The sequence below is a fragment of the Halomonas sp. LBP4 genome (assembly GCF_003202205.1).
GTDB classification, from domain to species: domain Bacteria; phylum Pseudomonadota; class Gammaproteobacteria; order Pseudomonadales; family Halomonadaceae; genus Halomonas; species Halomonas flagellata.
Genome location: NZ_PDOG01000002.1, coordinates 263032 through 286635, shown reverse-complemented (window position 1 = coordinate 286635; position 23604 = coordinate 263032). Strand labels below are relative to the sequence as shown.

Below are 23604 nucleotides of genomic sequence, written 5' to 3'. Positions count from 1 at the left end.
CGGAGGCTTGTAGACCGCAAGCGGAGGGAGAGAGATGCAGTATCCGATTTTTTCCAGAAACGACCTGAGCGGCTTTTGGGCGCTGTTCGCCGATACCCTGGCCAATCTGCTGATCATATCGGGCGTGTGCCGGTTCGTGTTCAACATGCCCGAGGCGATCGTCTTCGGGAGGATCCTGCCCGGTGCGGCGATTTCCATCATCATCGGCATCGTCGTTTACGTGTATCTGGCCCAGCGACTGGCCCGCAAGGAAAAGCGCACGGATGTCACGGCGCTGCCCTATGGCATCAGCACGCCGGTCATGTTCGTCTATCTGTTCGGGGTGATCGGCCCCATCTACTGGAGCACCAATGACCCGGTGCTCGCCTGGCAGGTGGGTATCGCGGCCGGGGTCGTGGGCGGCCTGGTCGAAGTGGCCGGGGCGGTGACGGGGCCCTGGCTGAAGCGGGTCACACCACGCGCCGGCATGCTGGGCACCCTCTCGGGCATCGCGCTGGTGTTCATCGCCACGGTGGCCCTGGCCCGCATCTACGAGAGCCCGATCGTCGGCTTCACGGCATTGGCTTTCGTGCTCTGGGGCATGGTGGGCCGCTTCAGGCTCCCTTTCAACCTGCCGGCCGGCCTGACCGCCCTCGTCGCCGCCACCCTCGTCGCGCTGGCGCTGGGGGAGTCGGAGATCAGCTTCGAAGGGGTAGGGCTCTACGTGCCGCTGCCGTATGTCGGCGACCTGATGGTCGGCCTCCAGCATCTGTTTGCTCATCCCGAGCTGTTCGCCGTGCTGATCCCCGTTCAGATCTACAACTTCATCGAGACCATGAACAACGTGGAATCGGCCGAGGCCGTGGGCGACCGCTATCCGGTGGGGGTCTGCCAGGTTACCGATGGCGTCGGCACCATGCTCGGCGGGCTGTTCGGTTCGCCCTTCCCCACCACCGTGTACATCGGTCACCCTGCCTACAAGCGCATGCATGCGCGTTCCGGCTATGCGTTGGGCGTGGGCATCGTCTTCTTCATCGGTTCCCTGTTCGGGCTGGTGGCCTTTCTCGGTAACTTCATTCCGGATGCCGCGGTGGCCCCGATCCTGGTCTTCGTCGGCATCTCCATCATCGCCGTCTCGTTCCGCTCCTGTGAGCCGAAGCACCATGTGGCGGTGGCGATCGCCTTTATCCCCCACGTCTCCAACATCGTCATGGTGAAGTGGGGGGCCGTGCTGAACTCTCTGCGCGATATGGGTCTCGAGAACGTGCCCGGCCTCATGGACGACACCTTCGTCAGCACCATGATCGGCCAGGGAGCCCACGTGGTCGGTCAGTCCGCCCTGGCCAACGGCGCCATCGTCAGCGGCATGCTGTGGGGCGCCTTCACCGCCTTTCTGATCGACCGCAAGCTTCGTCAAGCGGTGATCGTCGCGGTCGTGGCAGCGGTGCTGAGCAGCTTCGGCGTCATTCATGACTCCGAACTCCATTGGCCGTCCCTGAGCTCGCCGATGCTCTGGGGCTACCTGATCCTCGGGGCCATACTGCTGGTGCAGTCGCGACTCCACCTAGTCCAGGAGGAAGAAGAGGAATTCGGGCCCGAGACACTTCCGACCACCGATGAATCGGAGGGCAGAGGAACTCCTTGAGCAGCTGCGCTACGGGTTCGCCGCGTGAGGGGGCGAGGCGTGTGGCGCATCTCGAATTTCAAGGATTTCTCCAGCATCGGTGGGACCATGGTGTCCGGGCGCTGGCACCACAGGGGGCACCCCGTCGTGTACCTTGCCGACTGCCCGGCCACTGCTCTCCTGGAGGTGCTCGTGCATTTCGAGCTGATTCAACCCCCTTCAGGGTACGCGGCTTCCAGAGCGCCGGCGCCGGTGGGGAGTGACAGTCGGAGAAAGCGGAAGACCAGCCGGTTCACCGGACCGCCCGGCTTCGCCGCACCGAACTGACCTGCCCGCGACAGGCGGTCAGGCCGTCGCCGCGAAGGCCGGATGGAAGGCCACCTGCGCCTGGGGCCCTTCATCGCCCCAATCGAGGGCCATGAAGTACTCCGGCGGCACGCCCGGCAGGATGAGCCCCGGCAGAGAGCGGAAGCCGAAGCGCTGGTAGTAGCCGGGGTCCCCCAGTAGCACACAGCCCCGGGCGCCACGCTCCCGCAGGCGCGCCAGGCACGCCGCCACCAGCGCCGAGCCGATGCCCCTGCCCTGCCACGCCGGCAGCACCGATACCGGCCCCAGCCCGAACCAGCCCGGTGAGCCGTCCGACAAGGTGACCGGCGACGCCGCCACATGCCCCACCACCTCGCCGTCGCACTCGGCGACCAGCGACACGCTCAGCGCCCCCGCCGCGCGCAGCGCCCGCACGATATGCTGCTCGGTATGGCTGCTATGTGGCGCCTCGCGAAAGGCCGCCACGGTGACGGCCTCGATGGTCTCGGCGTCGTGGGGCGTTTCGAGGCGGATGACGGGATGCGGTGTCGTCGTCACGAGATAGACCTCCTTACCGGCAGGTGTCCCATTCCCTCAGGCCATGAGGGTCTGTCCCTGAAAGACTCCCGATTTCCACTGGCCTAAGCGTAGCCGAACGCCACTCCGCCGCCGCAGGCCGTCCACACTGCTAACAGCAAGCCCTCCCGGGGTGCCCATCTTCCTGGAATCCCACCCCCTGTCGCGTCGGAGACTGCTCGGCGGCCTGCTGGCCCTTGCCGTCGGCGCCATGCTGCCGCCTGTCGCCGCGCGTGCGGGGGTTCGTCGACTGGGTCAGCGAGATCTACGAGGAGACGTTCGGGGCGCACCTCGCCTCCGCATCAGGCGTTACGGAAGACTTTCCTGAAGAGGGCCATTCCGGGCCAACGGCCCGCCGCGTGGCCAGCGAGGGTCAGTGCGACGCCCACGCCGATCAGTATCGCCGAGGCGAGGTCGCGGGTACCCACCGCCTCGTTCAGTGCGACGGCTCCCAGGCCCAGGGTCACCAGCGGAATCAGGGCCGGGAGGGTCGCGCCCACGACCGGCCCGAGCAACTCCCTGGAGCGGTTGAAGGCGAAGACCGCGACGACGCTGACGAGCACGCCCTGGAATACCGCCTGCATCACGATGTCGGGCATCGGGGCGACGGGCAGTTGCTTGGGCAGGGCCGCGACGTAGACCGGCAGGTAGAGGATGGCGGAGCCCACGGCGACGATGGCGGTCGCGTGCAGGGCCGGGATGCCGGCCCGGCGGACGACCAGCGCGTACCCCGCCCACATCACTCCGGTGAAGATCAGGATCAGATGGCCGACCGACGCCGTCTCTGCCCCTGGCAGACTCGCGAAGAAAGACGCACCGACCAGGATCGCCACGACCCCGACGACCCGTGCAGGGCCGATCCTGTCGCCGAAGAGCCTCCAGCCCAACAGCACGGAGACGACCGCCATTATGCCGGGATTGAGGGAGCCGGCCGCCGATGCCGGCGCGGTTTGCAGGCCGAGCGAGATAAGCAGGATATACGGCGCCCCGAAGCCGGCCACCATGGCCAGGACTCCTCCCGCACCCAGCCGGTCCAGGGCAAAGCCGCGCCGGCAGATGACCGGCGCCAGGACCAGCGCGGCGACACCGACGCGAAGCGCGGTCAGGTCGTAGGCATTCAGGCTCGTCGTCACGCCGAGCCGCAACATGACCAGCGACCCGGACCAGATGGCGATGGCGGTCGCGGCCCAGACAAGACCGAGCACGCGCTCTTTCGGTAACGGCGACATGGCCACTCCTTTCGGCTTCGTTTCCGATAGGAGAGTAGGCTTTGACCGATGTTGAGGAAAACGATATGTTTTCACTCAATGGATCAGGATATCTCAACCAACCAGCCGAGCGGCGATCCGCATCCCGCCACCCGGACGCTCAATCTAGACGCCGCCCGAACCTTCGTTGCGATCTGCGAAACGGGGAGTTTTCGGCGCGCCGCGGCGCGCGTGAACCGCTCGCCCTCGGCGGTCAGCCTTCAGGTCGGCAAGTTGGAAGAGCAGCTCGGCGTCCGGCTGCTGCATCGCGATTCACGCCGCGTCCGCCTGACCGACCAGGGAGAAGTGCTGCTCGGCTTCGCGAGGCGTCTGGTCGGGATCAGCGACGAGGCGATGGCGGTGTTCCACGGCTCACCGTTGTCCGGGAGCTTGCGTCTCGCCGCCCCGCATGATCTCGGTGTTTCTCTGGTGCCGGGGCTGCTCCGACGTCTGGCCGAAACGCATCCGCGGATTCGCGTGGACGTCCGGCTCGACTCCAGTGAAACGGTGCAACGTCTCTTCGTGGAGGGCGATGCCAATCTCGCCCTGTTCAACGAGGCAAGCACGCCGCAGATCCCGGCGCGGGATCTCTTTTCCGAAGAGCTCCGCTGGTTGATGCGGGATGGCGGCCGTGCCGTGGAGCAAGACCCTCTGCCGCTCGCCGTGGCCCAGATGGGCTGTGCCTGGCGCGACGCCGCCCTCGGCGCGTTGGAGGGAGTTGGGCGCTCCTACCGTGTCGCCTACTCCAGCGACACCTCGATGGGCCAGGTCGCGGCCCTGCGCGCGGACCTCGCGGTGGCGGCCCTGCCCGGCTCGTTGGCCGACCGCGATCTCGTCGAAGTCCCGGAGCATTGGAGGCTACCGGCGCTGGGGCGGACCCATATCTATCTGGCCGATGACGGCAGCGACACGGCCAAGGCGTTCGCCGCGCTGATCACGCCCGAGCTACGCTCTATCGCCTAGACCCAGACACGGCCGGCCGCCTCGGCCGGCCTCAATCCTCGTCTTCCCGTCGCCGGTAGATCGGTACCTGCCCATGGGCGGGCTCGAACCCAGGCACCTCCTCCGGCAGCGCCTCCTTGTTCCCCAGCACGAGCAGGCCCCCGGGGAGCAGGGCACGATACAGGCGACGGCCGATGTCGCGCTGCAGCTCCCGGTCGAAGTAGGTGAACGCCAGGTGGCGGCAGGCGATGAGGTGGAAGCGCCGAGCCGGGAACTCCCCGCGAACGTCGCGACGCTCCAGCTCGACGGCCCGGCGGTACTCGCGCTTGAGGCAGTAGTGCACGTCACGGCGCTCGAAGGCGGCGCCTTTCAGCGGCCGGGGAAGGTCCTTGAGGGCGCTGGCCGGGTAGCAGGCCTGCTCGGCGCGAGCGAGCTGGTGCGCCTCGATATCCGAGGCCAGGATCGTCAGGCCGAGCCCGGGGAAGCGCGACTGGAGGCGCTCACGCCAGAGGATGGAGAAGGTGTAGGGCTCCTCCCCGGCGCCGCATCCCAGGCTCCATAGCGTCAGGGCAGCGGCGCCCTCCTCCCGGGCCCGCCGGGCCAACTCGGGGAGAAAGCGATGTTCGAGCAGCTCGAAGACCCGCCTGTCGCGCCAGAAGCGCGAGATGGTGATGGGCAGGCAGCCGTCGAGCACCTGCCACTCCTGCGGATGCGCGTCCAGGTACTGTCGGTAGTGGCCGACGTCCTCGATGCCGAGCTCGTCCATGCGCTGCTGCACCTTCCGGCATACCTGGCGACGGACCTTGCGAAACCCCCGCCAGCGCATGTTGAGGCGGGGCAGGGCCCACTGCAGCAAGTCGACGCAGTCCTGATCCTTCATGCTTGGCCGCAGCAGGCCTTGAACTTGCGCCCGCTGCCGCAGGGACAGGGCGTGTTACGGCCGGGCTTGAGTCGGTGGACGGCGGGATTGCCATCGAGATAGAACCAGCACCCCGCCTCGCGCACGAAGCGCGACGACTCCTCCAGCACCGACCAGCGCCTCCCCTCGCGGAAGGTGGCGCGGAAATGCACCCATCCCCGCTCGCCCTCCTCGCCGCTCTCGAGCACCTCGAGACGCTTCCAGGTGGTCGCGGCGTCCGCTTCCAGGCTCGACGGTCGGGTGCTCGGGTGCCAGGTCGCCAGCAGGTAGTCGGCGAGGTCGAGCACGAAGGCACTGTAGCGCGAGCGCATCAGCGCCTCGGGGGTCGGCGCCGGCTCGCCGGCATGATAGCGCCCGCAGCAGCCGGCGAGGGGCCGGCCGCTGCCGCAGGGGCAGGCTGTGCGGTCGGGCTGTGTCATGCAAACCTCGTGTGGTGGCTCCCACTCGTATAGGGCATCCGTTGCCGCAAGAGCAAGCCGGTTCACCGGAATGAGAGAAGGTCAGGGGCGGCAGGCCAGGCAAGGGAGAAGCGGTCACGAGGCCAGCACGTCGAAGCGCTGGATCTCCTCTGGCGGCAGACGACGGGTCTCGCGAGCGACGTTGGCCTGCATGCTGACTCGGGCCATCTCACGCAGGGCCTCATCGATAGCCTTGTGCTGGTGGGTACGGAACCACTCCAGCACCTCGGCCAAGTGCCAGAGTGAGGCGCGCCCCTCATGCAGCGGCAACGGAAAGGTCGCCAGGTGTGACTGCAGCAACTTGCGCATATTCTGGCGGCTGAACGCGAACAGCTCCGCGATATCCGTCACACCTACCAGGTCGGGCCCGGCTTCGATCAGGCGCGCCTCTGGTATGGCACGCTTCACATCCGCCATGGCGCTGGTGATCGCCTCATGGGCCGAGGCCGCTTCACGTGAAAACGCCAGGGCCAGCCGGCCCTTCTGCCCGAGCCCGACAAGCGCATCGTCACAGCCCGCCTCAAAGAGGCGGGTTTCCAGCGTCTCCATGTCGAGCGCGTCAGGAACGGCAAATTTCAGGGAAAAGTCGTAGTGGGTCATGGTTTGTCGTCCTCCTCGGAGGATGGGCCACCCGTACAGTTGTCGACGACACGGCGTGCTCCACACGCTCACGATACAGAACTCGCCACAGCGGCATTCACCAAGGCAGCCTCGACTTCCTTCTTGCTATGGCGAGAACGTGTCATCCAAGCTCCAGACGCCAGCAAAGGGTGCATCTTGAATGGTTGTCATCTGACAACCTTGCACACCGTATCATCATGATTCGCGCCCGTACCAGTTGAAGCAGTAGTCGGTCTTGGTGATAGCGGCTTCACGCTGTGTTGGGAGCGAGGCGCCTGGCAGAGCGCCACCGCAGTAGGGACAGTGGCTGATGCCAACTGCAGCACACCAGAGCGTGTCCCCCTCTGCTTCCAGATAGGCCGATTCTTCCAAATCCTGCTCGGTGGCCGTGCGTTCGATGTACAAACACCAACGCCATTCGCTGTCCGGCAAGATGTCAGCGGCAAGGGCCACGTACACCCCATCAGCCGGCATGGTGTAGCAACGGTGTTCCGTCGTCTCCATCGCCATGGTCTTCCTCAAAAGAAATCATCGGTGAAAGCCAGATCGATGACCACCTGGTAGCGCTCAAGCTCGGCGCCCAGGTCCTTGTCGCGTATCACTAGGAAGCAGTCGCGCTGGCGGTCGAAGTCGCAGTGAAATAATGGAGAAGCAGCGGTGCCAGGCAGAAGGAGAGCCAGAGTTCCAACGGCATAACGCGTTCCTCGTGCAACGCTCAGTGGGCCATGTCCGTGACGATCGGCAAATGAACATGATCGTGAAGGATCACTGCCGCCACATAGTAAAGCAACACGGCCATCAGCCAGTTGAAGCGGATGAGCAGGCGCCGGTTGGTGCTCCAGCGGCCGGCGTGCCGTCCGACAGTGTGACCGGCGACACCGCCACATGGCCCACCAGCTCACCATCGCGCCCCTGAGCAAGTTTGCACTCCACATCCACGTTCTCGCGCAGGGTGGCGATAACCTCCAGGGAGTCGATTTCAAGCATCACCATCTTCCTTGGTCAGCAGAAGGAAGTGCTCGATCAGGCGAATCATCAGGATCTTCTGATCCGGCAGGCTCTCCGCCACCAGCAGCGCCAGCGCCACCAGGGTATTGTCGTTGATCAGCTGCTCCACCGGCCGTGCCAGCAGGTGCTGGTTACGGCGCAGGTACCAGAGGAACAGGAAGGAGCCGCAGCGCTTGTTGCCGTCGGCCAGGGGATGATTCTTGATCACCAGGTAAAGCAGGTGCGCGGCGCGGCTGGCCACATTAGGATAGAACAGCTCGTCGCCGAAGCCCTGTTCGATGGTCGCCAGCGCCGAGGCCAGGCCGTCGCCTCGCAGCTGTCCGAACAGGCCGGTAGCCTCGCCCTTGGCGATCAGGGTTCGCTTCAGGTCGGCGATGGCCGCCAGCGCCTCGTTCAGCGCCAGCGGGCGCATATCCGGCTGGTTGATATTCACCTCGTCCAGGTCCTGCTCATCGTAGCCCTGCAGCAGGCTCCAGGAGCGAGCGTAGTCGCTGATCACCCGGGCCACCGCCTCGCCCTCGGCAGACACCAGGCCCTGATTGGCCAGGGTGCGGCTGAGCAGGTCGACCGCCTGCTCGAACTCCACTCCGCGCTCTTCCAGCCGCCGCTGGTTCAGCGTATAGCCCTGCACCAGGTGCTCCTTGAGCACCCGCGTGGCCCACTGGCGAAACTGCACGCCGCGCTGGGAATTGACGCGGTAGCCGACGGAGATGATCACGTCCAGGTTGTAGTGGTCGATATCACGCCGGACCTGGCGCTTGCCCTCCTGGCGAACTATCCGGAATTTCCGGATGGTTGCCTCCCGCTCCAGCTCTCCTTCAGCGTAAAGGTTGCCGATATGCTCGCTGACGGTGCGCACGTCCTTGTCGAACAGCTCGGCCATCTGCGCCTGGCTAAGCCAGACAGTCTCCTGGTCCAGGGCAACCTCAAGCTGCGCCTGGCCATCCGCGGAGGTGAAGAGCTGGATGCGGGAATCAATCATCGGGCAGCGCCTTCCTCAGCCAGATCCCGGCCAGATTGCCGCCTTCAGGATTCTGGGTAAAGGCCGAGAGTCGATAGAGGGTGCAGGTCATCATGAAGGCCTCGCGTAGTGGATCTTGCTCGTATAAGGCAGCCGTTGCCGGAAGAGCAAGCCGGTTCACTGGTCGCCCCTGATGATCAGGCCGTTGCCGCAAAGGCCGGATGGAAGGCCACCTGCGCCCGGGGCCCTTCGTTGCCCCAATCGAGGGCCATGAAGTACTCCGGCGGCACGCCCGGCAGGATGAGCCCCGGCAGAGAGCGGAAGCCGAAGCGCTGGTAGTAGCCGGGCTCCCCCACCAGCATACAGCCCCGCGCACCACGCTCCCGCAGGCGCGCCAGGCACGCCTCGACCAGCGCCGAGCCGATCCCCCGACCCTGCCACGCCGGCAGCACCGACACCGGCCCCAGCCCGAACCAGCCCGGCGTGCCGTCCGACAGCGTGACCTTTGAGGCCACCACATGGCCCACCAGCTCGCCATCACATTCGGCGACCAGCGACACGGCAAGCGCCCCCGCCGCGCGCAGCGCCCGCACGATATGCTGCTCGGTATGACTGCTATGCGGCGCCTCGCGGAAGGCCGCCACGGTGACGGCCTCGATGGCCGCGGCGTCATCGGGCGTTTCGGGGCGGATGGCGAAATGCGGTGTCGTCACGGCTTGGACTCCTGGCAGGCGACAGCCTTCAGCATGGCTGATGGGCGGACCTATAGGACCCGAGGGGCTGTCCTTCATTTTCCCTCTGGCGGGGAGCTCCAGACCTTTGGCGGAAAGCTCCGGACCTTTGACGGGAAGCTCCGGACCTTTGGATGACCTAAGGGACATGGCCGCACCCGTGGCGGTATGCGCCAAGCATTCGGTCCCTCATTTCCCCTACGGATCGGACCTCAGCCAGCCCGTCCAGCAATCCGCACCATCGCCTGTTCCAACTGCAGGTGACCGGGTTTCCGCTTGCTTCCGGAGCGCTGAGCCAGGTTATGCAGCTTGCGCCGCCCCCCCCCGGCAGGTCCAGCGCATGAGGCAAACCGAGCAAACCGAAGTCCGGCTGCTCGGCTTCCATGGAACGCAGGAATGCCTCAGAGGACTCGTCCAGCCAGCCGGCGACCTAATCCAGCAACTGCGCCCGGCTCTGTAGCAGTTGCTCCGCGCTCACCGGTTCCGACGTCATTCCGCGGAAGTGCGTGTTGAATATCGCCTCGAAGTCCATCGGCTCCCGTGGAGCCAATATCTCCCAGGCCGGCTTGGGGCTGCAGGTCAGGTAGACGAGGAAGGTTCGCCAGAGCATCCCGTCCGCCCTCTCGTCCTCCAGTAGCTGGCCGACATCGAAGAGGTCACGGGGATGTTGGCGCGACAACGCGGCGGCCAGCTTGCCCGCGAGGTCGGCGAAGTCGAGCACCTGTACGGATGCGAATCCGAACGCCTCCTCAACCTTGGGCCTGACCACCATCTGTCGCACCGGGTGTACGGTGCCACGCATCACCGGCGTGGTCTCGATCTGCACACGCGCCCGGCCACGGCTGACCACTAGCCGTGTCGCCACACGTCCGCCTTCGCCCGCTGACGACTGCACCTGCAGATGCCAGGGTCGGGCGCGCAGCACATCGGCCAGTTGCGCCAGCGCTGCCTCGATCTGGGCCGCATCAGCGGCATAGTCCTGCACCGGGAGCCAGGTCAGGTCGATGTCCACCGACAGTCGGGGAAGATCGTGCTCGAACAGATTGATGGCCGTCCCACCCTTGAGCGCGAAGCACGGCTCTCGGGCCAGCACTGGCAGGATGTCGACCAACAACTGCACACGATCGGTGTAACGCTTATCCCAGGTGCTCATCCAGGTCTCCGGGCAGGGTGATCTGGTAGGTCGGATGCAGGCGCCCCCCGGGCACCAGGGCACGCTTGCCTCGCCCCAGGTCCACCCCATCGAGCGGGACGTGCGCCAGCCACACGTGCCGATGCCGCTCGGCCAGGGCCAGGAACAGGCGCTTGGCCTTGATGCTCTGGCAATGACGCAACATCAAGGCCACCTGCTGCGGTCGCAGCGTGGTCATGGCCTGCATCAAGGCATCCACCTCGTAGACCAGGGCGGCATCGGTGACGCCGTCGCACAACTCCAGCATGGCCCGCTCGGGCGTGGAACAGACCAGGCCCTGGGTGCCGGACCCCACTTCGTGTCGAAACAGCCCGTATGCCCGCAGCTCATTCTCGGAGGCCTCGGCCATGGAGGCCGGTGCAGGCAGGTCGAATGACCCACGACCAAGAAGCTGGAAGCCCTCGTTCAGGGGCAGCTTGCCCACCCAGCCGGGCAACCGCGCCGAGCCAAAGAGGCTGACCGCCGCGGCCTCGCCCAGGCGCAGGTAGTGTTCATGCCCCTGCAAGGCGAGCGCAAAGCGCCCGCCTATGTGCAACGACAAGCCCTCCCGGCACTGCAGGCTGCGAACCACCCCCTCCCACTGCAAGCGGCCGCCCGTGCGCATGTAGACACCCCGTGCGGGCGACACCAGCCAGCCGCTGGCCACATAGCGCGCCACCAGGCTGTTGGAGTAGCCATGTGACCTCAGCCACCGGCTGGAGACCAGGTCCGTATCGCCCAGTTCCGACAGAAGAAGGTTTATCTTTCCTGAATTTTGATCACTCATGGTGCTCAAAATACACTTTCTACAAACCCCTGCCAAGATCATCAGGTTTGAGAAAGTGAAAAATTGATCACTTTGAGTGCTCTTTTTACATCATAGTCAAACCTTCCACGCTCGGTGGGCGGCTCGGCGCTACCGGGCAGTTGGCCGACTGACGCCGGGCCCCTCAGGGGCGACGCATGGCGGCGATCAGGGCGCTTGCCCCGATCAGGCTGCCGGCACCGGTGCGGTGCAGGATACGGCGAAGCCGGGCACTCAGCAGCCGGCCGCCGGTGGTGGCCAGGAAGGTGTAGGCGAGATCGCTGAGCACGCCGATGGCCAGGAAGGTCGAGAACAGGATGGCCAACTGCGGCAACAAGGGCTGGTTCGGCGTCACGAACTGGGGCATGAAGGCCATGAAGAAGGCCAGGCTCTTGGGATTCAGCGCGGTGACGAGAAAGGCCTTGGCCGTGCCGAGCCGGATATCCGTGCCCGAAGGCTGCAGATCGCCCAGTCGGCCGGCCTCGCGCCACATCTTTATGCCCAGGTACAGCAGATAGGCGGCCCCGATCCACTTCAGTACCTGGAAGAGTTCGGCGGAGGTCATCAGGAGTGCGCCCACCCCGGCGAACGACAGGGTCATGGCCAGCAGGTCACCCACGAAGAAGCCGGGCAACATGGCCAGGGCGGCTCGCCGCCCACGGTTGACCCCGGTGGCGACCAGCAGGGCCACGGCGGGGCCGGGGGAAACGATGATCAACAGGGAGGCCAGGCAGAAGGAGAGCCAGAGTTCCAACGGCATAACGCGTTCCTCGTGCGACGTTCAGTGGGTCATGTCCGTGACGATCGGCAAATGAACATGACCATGAAGGATCACTGCCGCCACATGGAAAAGCAACACGGCCATCCGTCGGCCGGCCCCCCGATGATGCGTTCACGTCGAACCACCGTGGATGGAATGGAGGCTCTCGGAATCGGGGCCGTCCCTCAGGTTCTGCGCCTGAGATCACGCAAGTGTGGGCAACCGCTTACATACGCGTAAGAGATGTGTGGCGATCGCTCCAACGGGTGGCACGGCCATAGACAAGGCCCATAAACTCGCCACATCGCGATGGAGCAAGGAATCTCCCATGGATCTAGCGAAGATCGGCGACAAGGTGGCCTGCTCCTGCAAGGGCGAGCCGCATCGCATCGTTTCCGGTGCGTCCATGGCCCAGGTGGATGGCATTCCCATCGCCGGGGAAGGCGTTTCCGCCTGGCCAGAAGATGACTTCGAGCCCATCGGCCATGTTACCTTCACCCTGCCCATGCCGCCCCGCCGCCTGACGCTACAACTCATTGGCGGCTACTTCTTCTTCAGTGGCTCGGGGCACCTGGCTTCCGGCACGTCAGAAATCGGCTTCGAGATCGAGGTAGAAGCGCAGTGAAGAAAATCCTACTCATCTCGATTGCCGCCCTGCTGCTCACCGCCTGCTCACCGGTCAACGGCGAGCCACCGGCACATTACCTGGAGCGCGCCGGCGCCGCCCTCGTCGAAGCTCGCGGCGATACGCAACAGCTCGAAGAAGTGCTCACGATCTACGAGGAAGGACAGGAACAACACCCCAACGATCCCGCGTTGCCCAACAGCCGTGCACAGCTCCTCGCTGCCTCGGCCGGTATGAGGAAGCCAAGGACGACCTGGATGAGCTGCAGGAAGGGGAATTACACAAGGAAGGAATGCTGATGCGCTGCATGGTGCATGAGCGCCTGGAAGGAGCCACGGCAGAATGAAGTGGTCCAATGCTGGAAGAGGTATTAGAGTTGGAGAGGCAGACGCTAATTCGGCAGTTTCTACCCTGATTGAGTGACCACACCCAGCCCTTAGAGTAGGTCAAGGACTTCCCCATGTTCTAGAGGTGATACTCTGAGTGTCCCGCCATTGTTACTGATACTAAGGAAGCCTGCGCCGCCAGATCGAATGGCCCTCGGCCAAGAAGCTGGAAGCGCTCGTCAAAAGCAGCTTGCCTTGCCATGGGTCACCTCGTCTCAGTGTACTGCCTTATCGAGGTGTCCACTGATGCTGGGCAAGATCAATGTGCCCTAAGCCACCGGCTGGAGACCAAATCAGCATCACCCAGTCCTGACAAAAGCAGGTATAACTTTACTGAACTTTGATCACTTGCCATCGGTGGCATCCCGCCCTGACGAGCGCTGGGCTAGGCCCGCGTCTTGATCTACCGCTGTATCATGTACTACAACAATAAGCGACCACACAAGTCATTGGTCTATGCGCCCCCCGAGCACACTCGCATTAGTCGCGTAAAGTGTGCAGAAATCAGCGGCGGGCATTACAATTCTTTGCCTACCTTTCCACTAATTAATAAATAACGCACTTAAACAAATAAGACAATGGACTACTATATATGACGGACTTTCTCTCTCCGAACGAACGTTCGCAAAGGATGTCAAGCATTAAGAGCAAGGACACTAAGCCTGAACTAGCCTTGCGAAAGGTGCTACATAGACTTGGCTTACGCTATAGGCTGGACGGAGCAGGTTTGCCCGGCAAGCCAGATCTAGTGTTCCCTCGCCATAGAGCCGTGGTTTTCGTCCACGGCTGCTTCTGGCATAGACATGCTGGATGCAAGATAGCCACGACCCCCAAAAGCAATACATCTTTTTGGGTAGAAAAATTTAAAAAAAATATGGAGCGCGATGCACGTGTGTCGGTTGAGCTGGAGGAATTTGGCTGGAGAGTATTCGTAGCTTGGGAGTGTGAGCTTAACTCCATCAAGAAGGCCGAGCTGACTGGCGAACGATTAGCGAAAATGATTAGAAACTCAAATAGATAACCTTTTCGCCAGGCCAATAACCATGCGACAACAACTAAGCCCTCTAGATCACATAAGCTGACAGAACGAAAAACACACCTCGACTCCCAACCCCATATAGAAAAATATTATCAGCCAACCCCGGCAGCCTAAAAAAACCTATTAAATATGACAGCCAGCATTGAATGAGAAGCTCTTGATAAGAGTTTCTCCTAACATCGACCCGGCGACCAGCATCTTGACTGGAAAAGAATACCAATACGACTCTGACCCACAGCGTCGAGATCATTATCCAATTAAGAAAACATCCTTCGGGAAAAAGTGACCCCAATGATGCCAACCAGCGCTATAACCAACGTCAACAAGGAAGCGATGGGGCTAGCAGGCGTCCGTATCCTTAACCAATTGTGGTAGGACCTGATAGCTGCGTGTCTTTTGTTAAGCAGAGATAGCTCTGATAGGCATAGCGGGCATATCAACAGACTTCCACACTCACCTCTACGCCACGACACTCCCAGGCGGAGGTTCCGTATCATTTCCCAGCATGCTAAAGTCCGGAGGAGCCAGATCTTGGGTTAAGAAAGCCTTGCGCGACAATAACCACTAGCGGATGGCTCCTGCCTACAGCTCAATGCATTGCGCGGCCTTCACTCTTTACAACAAGCTGGACAACATCTTTCAGACTATGGTACATCTGACTTGTATCAAACATTATCTGCGTGCCGACTTTTCGGGCAGAACCTTATCAAGCCATCTCATTTACTTGTGACGGAGATGGCTGTTGATTGCCTTCTACCTTTCTTTCGGATTGGGTAGGTGCACCACATTGCCTTAAGAAGAGCATTTCCCCAATTGCGTTGGCGAGCAAGGGGGGGACAGCGTTTCCTACCTGAGTATAACGTGGGCATTCTTGTTTTCTATTCTTTCCTCCAGTAGTATATTTTCCTTTAAAAGAAAACCAATCGGGGAAAGACTGAAGTCTTGCATTTTCTCGCACGGTAAGTATACGAGGCTCACAATAATGTAAAATATCATCTGGCAGAGTTGTAATGGTTGATGCAGGCTTATCTGGATGTAAAACTGTTGTTGAGTGCTTTTTTGTTCCCACTAATTTTCGCTCGTACTGCGTCATAGTGCGCCCAGGGCGACAAGTAGCTTGCACCTTCTTAAAGTATTCAATAGTTTTTTTCTTATGATTTGCAAGACGAAGGCTATTGGGCGCCTTGCCATTTGACCACTTTCTCATTAACTCTATATATCCGACCTGAATCAAAGGGGCTTGATACTCAACCTCCTTAAATCCCTTGACACCAGAATCCAAATTTTCTACAAGCGACCTCCCGGCTGTAAGCAAATCCCCAATCGCCTCTCTTACTGTTATTTTCTTGTCACGAGGCAATCCATTCTTATTCAAGAAATCCTCTTTATACAGCCGAAGCTCCTCCAATAGGCCTGGCTTTCTTATTGACCCTCCATCATCGCACTCACAAATAAAAAGATAGCGCATGCGATTCTGAGGAACACCATAATCAGAGCAATTAACCAACCCCCTTGAGACTGAGTAACCAAGTTCTTCCAAAGATTTCTCTACACTATCTGCATAAGACGGAGAAACATCTTTCTTTAACTCTCCTTCTACCCCCTCAATATCTTCGAACCGCATATCGTATCCTGCTACATTCTCAATAACGAGATAGCGTGGTTTCAACATCTCAATTAGGGTAAGATACTGCTTAGTCATTTGGTTTCGGGGGTCTGAAGGGTCACGACGCCCAGCTGTAGAAAAGCCTTGGCATGGGGGACCTCCTACAATGATGTCTATACTTCCTCGTAGCCCCTCAAGGTAGGGCGAGTAGCCATCCAATAGTTCTTCACATGTCATGGATGATTTTGGCAACCACTCAGGCCAATCAAAACCAAACCTCTCGCCGTCTATAAGATTGTGACGGAATGTTTCAAATGCTAATGGATTTTTCTCTACGGCAAAAACACCTTGGCACCCAGCCTGAAGAAGGCCGAGGGAAAGCCCTCCGCAACCTGCGAAGACATCAGCAAACCGAAGGGGAGTAGGTATCGCGTCCATTTCTCAAGGGCTATCCGTTGATATAATATAAAGGCCAAGTAATTTCCACTCAAGCCGCTGTCTGGCCCTGTGGGTACTGCTTCAAGTGTTCAAAAAACCCCAAAAGAGTTACTCAACTAGGCGGGCGAAATCAGGGAAATTCGAAACCATATCAATCAATTGTCGACTAAAATGACTTTCCTTATCGGCAAGCTGGATCACTAGAGTGTCGATTGGTCGAGTAAGCGCTACCATCCCCCATTGCCAGGCCTCTCGCTCAGCGGCCATACCAAGATCGACGAACCCCTCATGTTCCTCCTCGGTCAGCTCTATCTTCAGTTTCTGTCTCGCCGCCCAGTCTAGAAACTCATCGAATCCGTCGAGCACTACCGTCCAGCCCTCAAGGCCCCGGCAGGAAGCATACTGGACTACCCTCGCCTTGTCAGCCGAGCGAGGAAAATCTAGCCGAGACCGGGGGTCAACCCCGTCCCAGCACGGTTGCCCCCAGCCCTCTAACAAGCGAGCCATATCGCTGTCTCGCCTGCCACCCGCCTCGTTCACTCGCGTCGGTGGGACGCAAAAAAGCATATCGACCGCAGAGTTTCCATCGGCGTGCAGGGCCGCGACGATCTCGTCATGAAGATCCTTTGCTTGTCCGTAGGGCCTGCAAAGCACGATCACTTCGCCGCCGCCGGCTGCTGGGTTGGGCTCGGCCTCCCATCCCATGCCCGTCACCTTAGCCAAGGCGTCGACGAAGAGCGAGAGGTTGCGCTTGAGCCGCAAGCAAGTTGGTAATGGGAGGGTCTTGCACGCTTCACGTGGCAGTCCGGATTTCCAGTTGGCGCGCTGACCGCGAGTGAGTTGGTCAACGCCGTCGGCCACGCATAGGCGCGTTGGACTATAAAGCTCCTTCAGGAGAGCCGTCTCTCCTTCTGGCCAGTCCTGCCCCTCGTCCACGAAGATCTGGTCAAAGTCAAAGGCATCGGGATCGGAAGCCACGATCTCCTCGATGTCATCCCGCCTGACCGCGCCCTCACAAAACATTTCGACAGCCGAGGCGCAGAGCTCTGGGTATCGCGCGTAATCGAGTTCATCCCCATCGATGAGGTGAAGCCGCGCAAACCACTTGTAGAGAAAAGACATCACAGTGCCGATACGGATCCCACCCTCCTCCACGGAGGCGGGAATATTCATGAGCGCCGTGAGCCTACGCATGTCAGCTGCTAACGCGTGATTGTAAGTAAGGATGAGCGACCTCTTTCCTTCCTGCCGGAAGATTTTCCAGGCAGCCTGTAGAATCAGGACAGTCTTGCCGGTACCGCCGTAGCCACGAACGAAGACCGTTCCCACACCGAGGGTCGCCAAGACCTCGTCAACTGCTGGATTAATGCTCATCAGTCGTTCCATGCGCTCCCGGTCTAGCCGCGTTGGAATCGTCACCCTGAAGATAGGAGCGGCTAGGACCCTTTCCATGTTCTCGCGGCGCCCCGCCGACAGTACCCCTTGCCCCCTCCGCTCGAGAAGCCTCGACGAGGTCGACGCTGCAGTTAAAAGCTGGTGCCCGTTAAAGCCCGTGGCAACCGCGCTCGGGGCCGTGATCGAGGCTAGGCTTGGGAAAACCATACAGCGGCGCGCGAATACGTCGACGTGCATGTCGGCGAGGTAGTCCTTAACCGCATGCATCTGGCTCACATTCTGGTCCGTAGCGCTCTTCCACTTCAACGACCCGTCCCGTGAGTAACGAACTTCAACTTGATCATCGATGATCCTGACAAAGTTATCGGCATGATCCTTTACCTCGATCGCAATTACGAAGCTTTCGACAAGAATTGGTTGAGCATTCAGTCGGTTCCCTGAGCTACCGCGAATCACTCGCGTTGGCCTAAAATATCTTTGCCTCGCCAATCTCCCGGCCAGCACGATGTCTATGTCTTGCACCTTGTAGCCAGCTAGCTTAGTGCTGACCGCGATCCGGATATCATCCTGCTCGTGGGGCGTCGTCGAGACACCCGGCCACAGAGCTTCTAGCGCGTTGCGGACCATGACGGCAACACGGTACTCGCTCGTTCCCTCGGCTCCAAATAGCTCGATCATGCGGCCTCCAGCATCTTGATCACATAGGCCTGCGGATGAAGCACAAGGTCACGAACATCAACAAATTCCACCACTAGGCCGGCCCCGTGATTCGCTTGGAGCTCGAACTTGGCGTTGACTTGTCGATCGTGCGCCAAACCTTCCCGCGTATGCCAGAGCGGGTGGGATAAAACGAGGGAAAGGCGATTGCCGACGGTGACGGCGATCAGGCTATCAGCTTGCTCGACGCGTACACTGCCGCCATCTGCGTTGCAGAGCTCCGCAAAACGCTGCCCGATCTCATCTGCCCTTCCTAGCCACCTGCCAGTATCTAGCGATTCGCCAAGGACAAGCTCCACCATGTCAAGTGCAAGACGCCAGTCGAGCGCAGCATGCAGGAAACGGTTATTGTAGTTCCTTAGGCAATCGGGACAAGATTTATCGCAATCGGCATGCGCTGGGGCTGTCCAGTTCTCCTTCACTTTCTCGTAATGACTGCGGATAAGCTTCTCGAGCCGATCCGACCTACAGATATAGCGGCTGTAGCCAGCTCCGTTCTCTAGAGAATCAGCCACATATATCTGCCGAGTAATGCAGTTGTCCATTCGCCATCTCTGTGTACCCACCTTGAGTTCGGCTGGGTCAACATCGAGGTCAACTGCCGCCGCGTTTTTCAAGAACTCCGCGAAGGAGGTTAGGGCCGGGCCTGCTGCCTTCTGGCCTTCCACATCCAGCACCCCGTTGTATCCGACACCGGGTAAGTTATTCGGTAGAAGTGTCATCACGTCGGTGCGGAAGACCGCGCCTATTGCCCCGACGGCCTCAGGGTCCCCGGTCAAGTTCTGGTAAGGCGGCGCGTCCCTGTAGAGATGCTCATCGTTCACGACCATTGCCTGGATCTTGCGACGGAATTTGAAGAGCTCGCCGCTGGGACCAGTGTTCACGAGAGCAATAGGCTTGTCTGAAGTGCCTACGACTCGCAAAGGACCGAGATCAAATCCGTTGTCGTAGTCCGGTTCGAACGCCAAGACAGGTGGCTTCAGGGCAGGACCACGTTGCCGTTGCCCATCGTAATCCCTTGGTTCACCTGGCGACGTCACAAAGCCCTTTGGCTGGTAAAGATCGAAGGGTTCCGCAAACTGGCTGCATACAGTACAGGTCTCGACAACGTCTTGCATGATGTTGGCGCAGTCGAGATCGCTGCATTTCGAGAAGCGCAGGGCTTGGCCGAGCGGGTCCGGATCGCTTTGTATGCGCCCCCCCACCTCTCGCATCAGCTCGAAGCCGCACACGGTGTGAATCTGCTTATCCTTGGGAACCTCCGAGCCGGGTGAGAACGCCCAGACTGCGTGGTCGAGAGGCCGGTCACTCAGCACCATGTCGTCGAGCCGAGCGCCGTTCTTGGAACGGAAGAGACTCCGCACCTGGGATGGAAAGCCGAACATCGGCAAGACCCCGGCTGTAGCAAGTCGCTCACTCAGCTCAGACTGGATGTAACGACTATTGGCCACGACTTCCGAAACCTTGCCTGCCAGTTCTTCTCGGCAATAGGTTTCGATCGCCCACACCTCGTCCGGCTCTAGCGGCGCGCAATAGCAAAGCGCATTGACCACGGTCGTGACTTCGTCCGCATGCGCAAGCCAGTCCGCAACATGAACCTTGTAGGTGCTCTCCCATTCGGGAGCCAAACCAAACGCCCCATGAGTCGAGGCACTTCTGCCTGGAGGTTCGGTTTGCGAGCCAAAGGCTCGGCGTAGGGTCTCAGCTGCGGCCACGCGTTTAACGATCTCAGGCCGAGAGAGGTCGAGGTAAGGCTGCGGGGGAGTATCGCCCGTTATCCGTTCAGGATTGGCATAGTAGAAATCATCGTGCGAGCCACCCCGGCAGATCGTCAACGCGTAGGAGAAACTTTGGCCAGCCCGGCCCGCGCGACCCACGCGTTGCTGGTAGTTAAAGCGCTGCGGCGGCATGTTAGCCATCATCACGAGTTCGAGCGAGCCGATATCTACCCCCACCTCCATCGTAGTGGTGACACTCAGGACATCAATACCGTGGACCTCAGGCTTCTCTCCCTCGAGGAAGGCCTCCTTGAACAGTCGCTGCCGTCGCCGCTGTTCCTTGAGAGGTTTCGTCTGGCCAGTAAGCTCTTCGACGTTGAGGCGATGCGCTGGCTCACTCGAAAGCCAGCGGTAGTAGTCCTCCTCTGGTTCCGCGATCGAATCGAAACCGCTCGTGATACAGTGTGCCGAAGTACACGCAGGCAACTTAACGTTAGCCGAGACCCGCGAGCATTTCTTGCACCGCGAGAGCCCGCCGGATATCGGTCGGAGCTCAAGCTTGAGGCTCGAATGACGATCGACCCGTAGCACCCAGCTCTCGTTGATGATCTCGTAATCTCGCAGGAGTTCTCCGATCGCCTCACCAAACTCATTTGCCTCCCGGCTGACGAGGGGGGCAACCTTCTCAAGGTAGCGACGAACAGGCGCGGGGATTTTCATCGAGGACTGGCTGCTACCTCCGCCGGTAAAGAGGCGCGCCTGCCCCAGAAGCCGTGTGATGTTTGCCAGAACCTCGTGTGCCCGCTCCGGAGAAAGACGCAGGCGTACGGAATAGTCACCTGAGGGAGCAACGTAGGCCATGCCGAGTGTCTCGAGATCGCGCCCGCCCGCGTCGAAGAGCGCCGCAGCCAAGAGCGCGGAAAGATCGGACCTTGCTATCTCTCGACCTTTGCTTTCTACATCAGGTTCCAATTGCTCAATGCCATCTGGCCTTGTTAGGTCAAAGAAACGCCACCAGGGTTCACCTTCGATCTCTTGCCGAGACGCATCGGTTCCACGCGGGTTTTCTCCGAGCTCGAGGAGTCGATTCATTACACGGGATACGAGTGCGCTCCAGCTCACCGCCTTGGAGTTGACCACTTCTTTTTCGAAACGTGAAACGAGTTTTATCTGATCGGAATTCGCCAGATCCTGATGAATCAGGAATAGCGCCATACGATCGTCCTCTCCGCGATCCAGAATTACACGGGCAATCTCCTCTTCCTCGGCACTAAGTGATTCTTCTCTTTGAAGCTTAGTGGCAACAGTCTTCGCCTCGTCGAGCGTGAATACAGCCGTGGGTTCGAGTGCCTGGAAAACGAGTTGCCTCAGGAGGGAGCGGAAATGGTTGAGCTCCAGGCCGGCAGCAACATCTGCCGCGTCGTCCCGGCTATCCGTGAAAGCGATCATTGGTGCCGCCCGGCTCGCTGTGCCGAGTTTAGTAGCCGCGCGGTCTGCGATGATCTGTGTCGTGACGTTAAGACCGGTCCGGAGACCGCGTATGGGACTATTCACGCGGCTTCCAGAGAAGAAGGACTTGAGAATCCGGTGCTGGCTTCGCTTGGACTCGCAGGCCGGGCACCTCTCTGGTAGAGCTGGCGCATTCACGCCACTTGGCACTTGGAACATTGTCCCTGTCACTTGGTCGCCCGGCATGGCCTTGGCAAGGTGGCCGTAAAGCGGCTTGTAGCAGGCATCGACTAAGCCGAATTGCTTTTTCTTCTTTGTGGCTGGGTCCATATGCCCCCACGACGCATCTCCCTGCGGCGTTACTCTCTTGCCAGGCCAGTACCACCGGAACTTAGAATGTGGTCGCTCATTGACAAGGCCAGGCCCGGTTTCTGAGAGACCAGTCGGCCCAGACTCAAGAAAGGTTTCTCCTTCCTCGCTACCATTAGAGCGTGGCGTCACATAACCACCGAGGTAGGCCTCGCCACAATCGTAGCAGTACAGGAGCTCAAGCACTTGCCCGCCGCATCCACACTTGATGGCTGGGTGCTTGAAAAGCTTTCCGATATGCCGATCCTTGTGACGATAATGCTCTTCTACCTGATCGCATGTTGTGTTGGAACAGGCCCAGATCCCCTGAATCTGGCGCAGGAACATGTGCGTCCGGAACGATGGCAAGGGGGCCTCGTGAGATTTGGAGACTTCCCGGTCGGCAGCGCGCAGGACAGCGTCAAAGGCGAGCTGGCTGGCATCCTCTCCGAACAGAGCCTCCTTGACCCTAGAGATGCGCACCGGCGCGCCCGCTCCCGCCTCGAGGATTGCAGCTCCGAGCGTCTCGCGCGGCGGCACCTGCGCGATAATCGAGTCGAGCGCTTTCTCGTCACCCTTTACGGCGGCTTCGGCGTATTCGAGGATGTCTTCTTCCTTGATTGGGAGATCGTGTACCGGCATGCGCGGTTCACCAGGATAGACCGCGAAAGTCTTGCGATCCACGCCGAAGAATTGCTCAAGGTATTCCCTGCCCTCTTCTCCGTCGAGCGAGGCGCTCGTGCCGAGGCAACGTAGCTGGGGGGAGCCTGGTTCGAGACCCAGCCTGAGAAGTAAGTTGCGCACGACGAGGGCGACCTCGGTCCCAGCTGTGCCGCGGTAGCCATGTAACTCATCGACAACTAGTGAGAAGTGGTTATCCTCGGAGGCCGCGAGCCATTTCCGTGTCTCTTCGAATATCCGCGCCTCGTGGCCGCGCATAAGCATAACGTTCAGCATCGAGATATTGGTGATGAGGATATCAGGTGGAGCATCGATCATGTCCCAACGTGTAAGCATTTCGCCACGATAAGGATCTTGGAACTGACCTCGAATCTCCTCATCGCGGTTGGCAAGGCTAGCCGCCTCCTGCGCGATCCTCCGGATTTCCTGCGCCACGTTACCCACCTCGTGGCGATCTCTTGCATTCAGCCTCCCATCCGGAAAGAATGTGCCGCCCGGTGTCGCACCTGTGTACCGACCAAAGTAGAAAAGCGGTGCCCCGTGGATGTCACAGGCTCGCCCTGCTGCGCGCCGCAGTCGTGAAACCTGATCTTCGACGAGGGCGTTAGTCGGATAAAGCAGCATCGCACGAACGGCGGGCGATGGGCCCCCACTGACCCGTGAGCGCATTCCAGACCATTGATCCTCCTGCGACCAATGGCCGTTCCACCATGGATGGATTCCTCCAGTACCTACTCCGCGGAGGCGCTCCGCCAGCAGCCGCGCAATCACGGGGACAAGAAAACTCTCTGTTTTCCCTGAGCCAGTTCCGGAGGTAACCACCACGTTTCGCTGTATTGCATCGTTCGCGACGAGAGAGGTAACGAGGGACTGGGCCTGATGCCTGCGAAGCTTGTAATTCTCGCCAAAGACTACACGGCCCAGATGTTCCTCGACGCCGGCTGGAAGACTCGCCCTCTTGCAAGCCTCGGCGATCGGCACTTCGGAAGGGTACGCCAGCACGGCCTCGAGTAGTATTTCCTGTGCTGTAAAACCGGGGTTGTCGAGGAGGTCGCGGCGTTCCCGCATGATCGGCCTCGTCGCGCATCCAGAAC

General features: G+C 60.6%; 21 protein-coding genes. 6 read left to right on the top strand and 15 right to left on the bottom strand.

Annotated features, from left to right (window positions below):
- Nucleotides 1-34: 34 nt before the first annotated feature.
- Both CR157_RS08310 and CR157_RS23305 read left to right on the top strand, forming a co-directional pair.
- Nucleotides 35-1624, top strand: a complete 1590-nt coding sequence (locus CR157_RS08310; protein ID WP_181422006.1) for a xanthine/uracil/vitamin C permease — start codon at nt 35-37, stop codon at nt 1622-1624.
- A 24-nt stretch (nt 1625-1648) separates the two neighbouring features.
- On the top strand, nt 1649-1930 hold the full coding sequence (locus CR157_RS23305; protein ID WP_110283084.1) for an RES family NAD+ phosphorylase: 282 nt from the start codon (nt 1649-1651) through the stop codon (nt 1928-1930).
- A gap of 18 nt (nt 1931-1948) precedes the next feature.
- Here CR157_RS23305 and CR157_RS08300 read toward each other — a convergent pair whose 3' ends face one another.
- A complete protein-coding gene (locus CR157_RS08300) occupies nt 1949-2467 on the bottom strand; it encodes a GNAT family N-acetyltransferase (protein WP_219999905.1) in 519 nt (172 codons plus the stop codon).
- Nucleotides 2468-2787: 320 nt separating this feature from the next.
- Nucleotides 2788-3714 carry a DMT family transporter gene (locus CR157_RS08295; protein WP_110283083.1) on the bottom strand — a complete coding sequence of 309 codons (927 nt, stop codon included), beginning with the start codon at nt 3712-3714 and terminating at the stop codon, nt 2788-2790.
- A 78-nt stretch (nt 3715-3792) separates the two neighbouring features.
- Between CR157_RS08295 and CR157_RS08290 the strand changes: the two genes are divergently transcribed.
- Nucleotides 3793-4695 carry a LysR family transcriptional regulator gene (locus CR157_RS08290; RefSeq protein ID WP_110283082.1) on the top strand — a complete coding sequence of 301 codons (903 nt, stop codon included), beginning with the start codon at nt 3793-3795 and terminating at the stop codon, nt 4693-4695.
- 31 nt (nt 4696-4726) lie between these two features.
- Here CR157_RS08290 and CR157_RS08285 read toward each other — a convergent pair whose 3' ends face one another.
- From CR157_RS08285 to CR157_RS08240, 10 genes are all read right to left on the bottom strand, one after another.
- Nucleotides 4727-5530: a CheR family methyltransferase gene (locus CR157_RS08285; protein WP_181422005.1), complete on the bottom strand. Its 804-nt coding sequence runs from the start codon at nt 5528-5530 to the stop codon at nt 4727-4729.
- Between the two features lie 20 nt (nt 5531-5550).
- A complete protein-coding gene (locus CR157_RS08280; RefSeq protein WP_110283080.1) occupies nt 5551-6012 on the bottom strand; it encodes a YchJ family protein in 462 nt (153 codons plus the stop codon).
- Nucleotides 6013-6126: 114 nt separating this feature from the next.
- On the bottom strand, nt 6127-6651 hold the full coding sequence (locus tag CR157_RS08275) for a helix-turn-helix transcriptional regulator (protein ID WP_110283079.1): 525 nt from the start codon (nt 6649-6651) through the stop codon (nt 6127-6129).
- Nucleotides 6652-6867: 216 nt separating this feature from the next.
- Nucleotides 6868-7182 carry a hypothetical protein gene (locus CR157_RS08270; protein ID WP_110283078.1) on the bottom strand — a complete coding sequence of 105 codons (315 nt, stop codon included), beginning with the start codon at nt 7180-7182 and terminating at the stop codon, nt 6868-6870.
- 288 nt (nt 7183-7470) lie between these two features.
- Complete coding sequence (locus CR157_RS08265; protein ID WP_110283077.1) at nt 7471-7659, bottom strand: hypothetical protein; 189 nt, start codon at nt 7657-7659, stop codon at nt 7471-7473.
- Nucleotides 7652-8662 (bottom strand): virulence protein RhuM/Fic/DOC family protein, encoded by a 1011-nt coding sequence (rhuM, locus tag CR157_RS08260; protein WP_110283076.1) that lies wholly within the window; start codon nt 8660-8662, stop codon nt 7652-7654. Before rhuM ends, CR157_RS08265 begins: the two co-directional genes overlap by 8 nt.
- 176 nt (nt 8663-8838) lie before the next feature.
- On the bottom strand, nt 8839-9354 hold the full coding sequence (locus CR157_RS08255) for a GNAT family N-acetyltransferase (protein ID WP_258364104.1): 516 nt from the start codon (nt 9352-9354) through the stop codon (nt 8839-8841).
- 448 nt (nt 9355-9802) lie between these two features.
- Entirely contained in the window at nt 9803-10525 is a 723-nt protein-coding gene (locus CR157_RS08250) for a nucleotidyl transferase AbiEii/AbiGii toxin family protein (protein ID WP_258364103.1), read from the bottom strand.
- On the bottom strand, nt 10509-11330 hold the full coding sequence (locus tag CR157_RS08245; protein ID WP_110283074.1) for a type IV toxin-antitoxin system AbiEi family antitoxin domain-containing protein: 822 nt from the start codon (nt 11328-11330) through the stop codon (nt 10509-10511). Before CR157_RS08245 ends, CR157_RS08250 begins: the two co-directional genes overlap by 17 nt.
- A 163-nt stretch (nt 11331-11493) precedes the next feature.
- On the bottom strand, nt 11494-12108 hold the full coding sequence (locus CR157_RS08240) for a LysE family translocator (protein ID WP_110283073.1): 615 nt from the start codon (nt 12106-12108) through the stop codon (nt 11494-11496).
- A 328-nt stretch (nt 12109-12436) separates the two neighbouring features.
- On the opposite strand from CR157_RS08240, the gene CR157_RS08235 reads away from it, so the two are divergent.
- From CR157_RS08235 to CR157_RS08230, 3 genes are all read left to right on the top strand, one after another.
- On the top strand, nt 12437-12733 hold the full coding sequence (locus CR157_RS08235; RefSeq protein WP_110283072.1) for a hypothetical protein: 297 nt from the start codon (nt 12437-12439) through the stop codon (nt 12731-12733).
- The gene (locus CR157_RS22210) at nt 12730-13032 is read left to right on the top strand and encodes a hypothetical protein (protein WP_146218660.1); all 303 of its coding nucleotides are present in this window, start codon (nt 12730-12732) and stop codon (nt 13030-13032) included. Before CR157_RS08235 ends, CR157_RS22210 begins: the two co-directional genes overlap by 4 nt.
- 679 nt (nt 13033-13711) lie before the next feature.
- Nucleotides 13712-14140 (top strand): very short patch repair endonuclease, encoded by a 429-nt coding sequence (locus CR157_RS08230; protein WP_110283071.1) that lies wholly within the window; start codon nt 13712-13714, stop codon nt 14138-14140.
- 724 nt (nt 14141-14864) lie between these two features.
- On the opposite strand, the gene CR157_RS08225 is transcribed toward CR157_RS08230, so the two are convergent.
- The 3 genes from CR157_RS08225 to CR157_RS08215 form a co-directional block, all read right to left on the bottom strand.
- Entirely contained in the window at nt 14865-16202 is a 1338-nt protein-coding gene (locus CR157_RS08225; protein ID WP_110283070.1) for a DNA cytosine methyltransferase, read from the bottom strand.
- Between the two features lie 108 nt (nt 16203-16310).
- Nucleotides 16311-18275: a DNA/RNA helicase gene (locus tag CR157_RS08220; protein ID WP_110283069.1), complete on the bottom strand. Its 1965-nt coding sequence runs from the start codon at nt 18273-18275 to the stop codon at nt 16311-16313.
- Nucleotides 18272-23578 carry a DEAD/DEAH box helicase gene (locus CR157_RS08215; RefSeq protein WP_219999903.1) on the bottom strand — a complete coding sequence of 1769 codons (5307 nt, stop codon included), beginning with the start codon at nt 23576-23578 and terminating at the stop codon, nt 18272-18274. The genes CR157_RS08220 and CR157_RS08215 overlap by 4 nt, the downstream gene beginning before the upstream one ends.
- Nucleotides 23579-23604 lie beyond the last annotated feature (26 nt).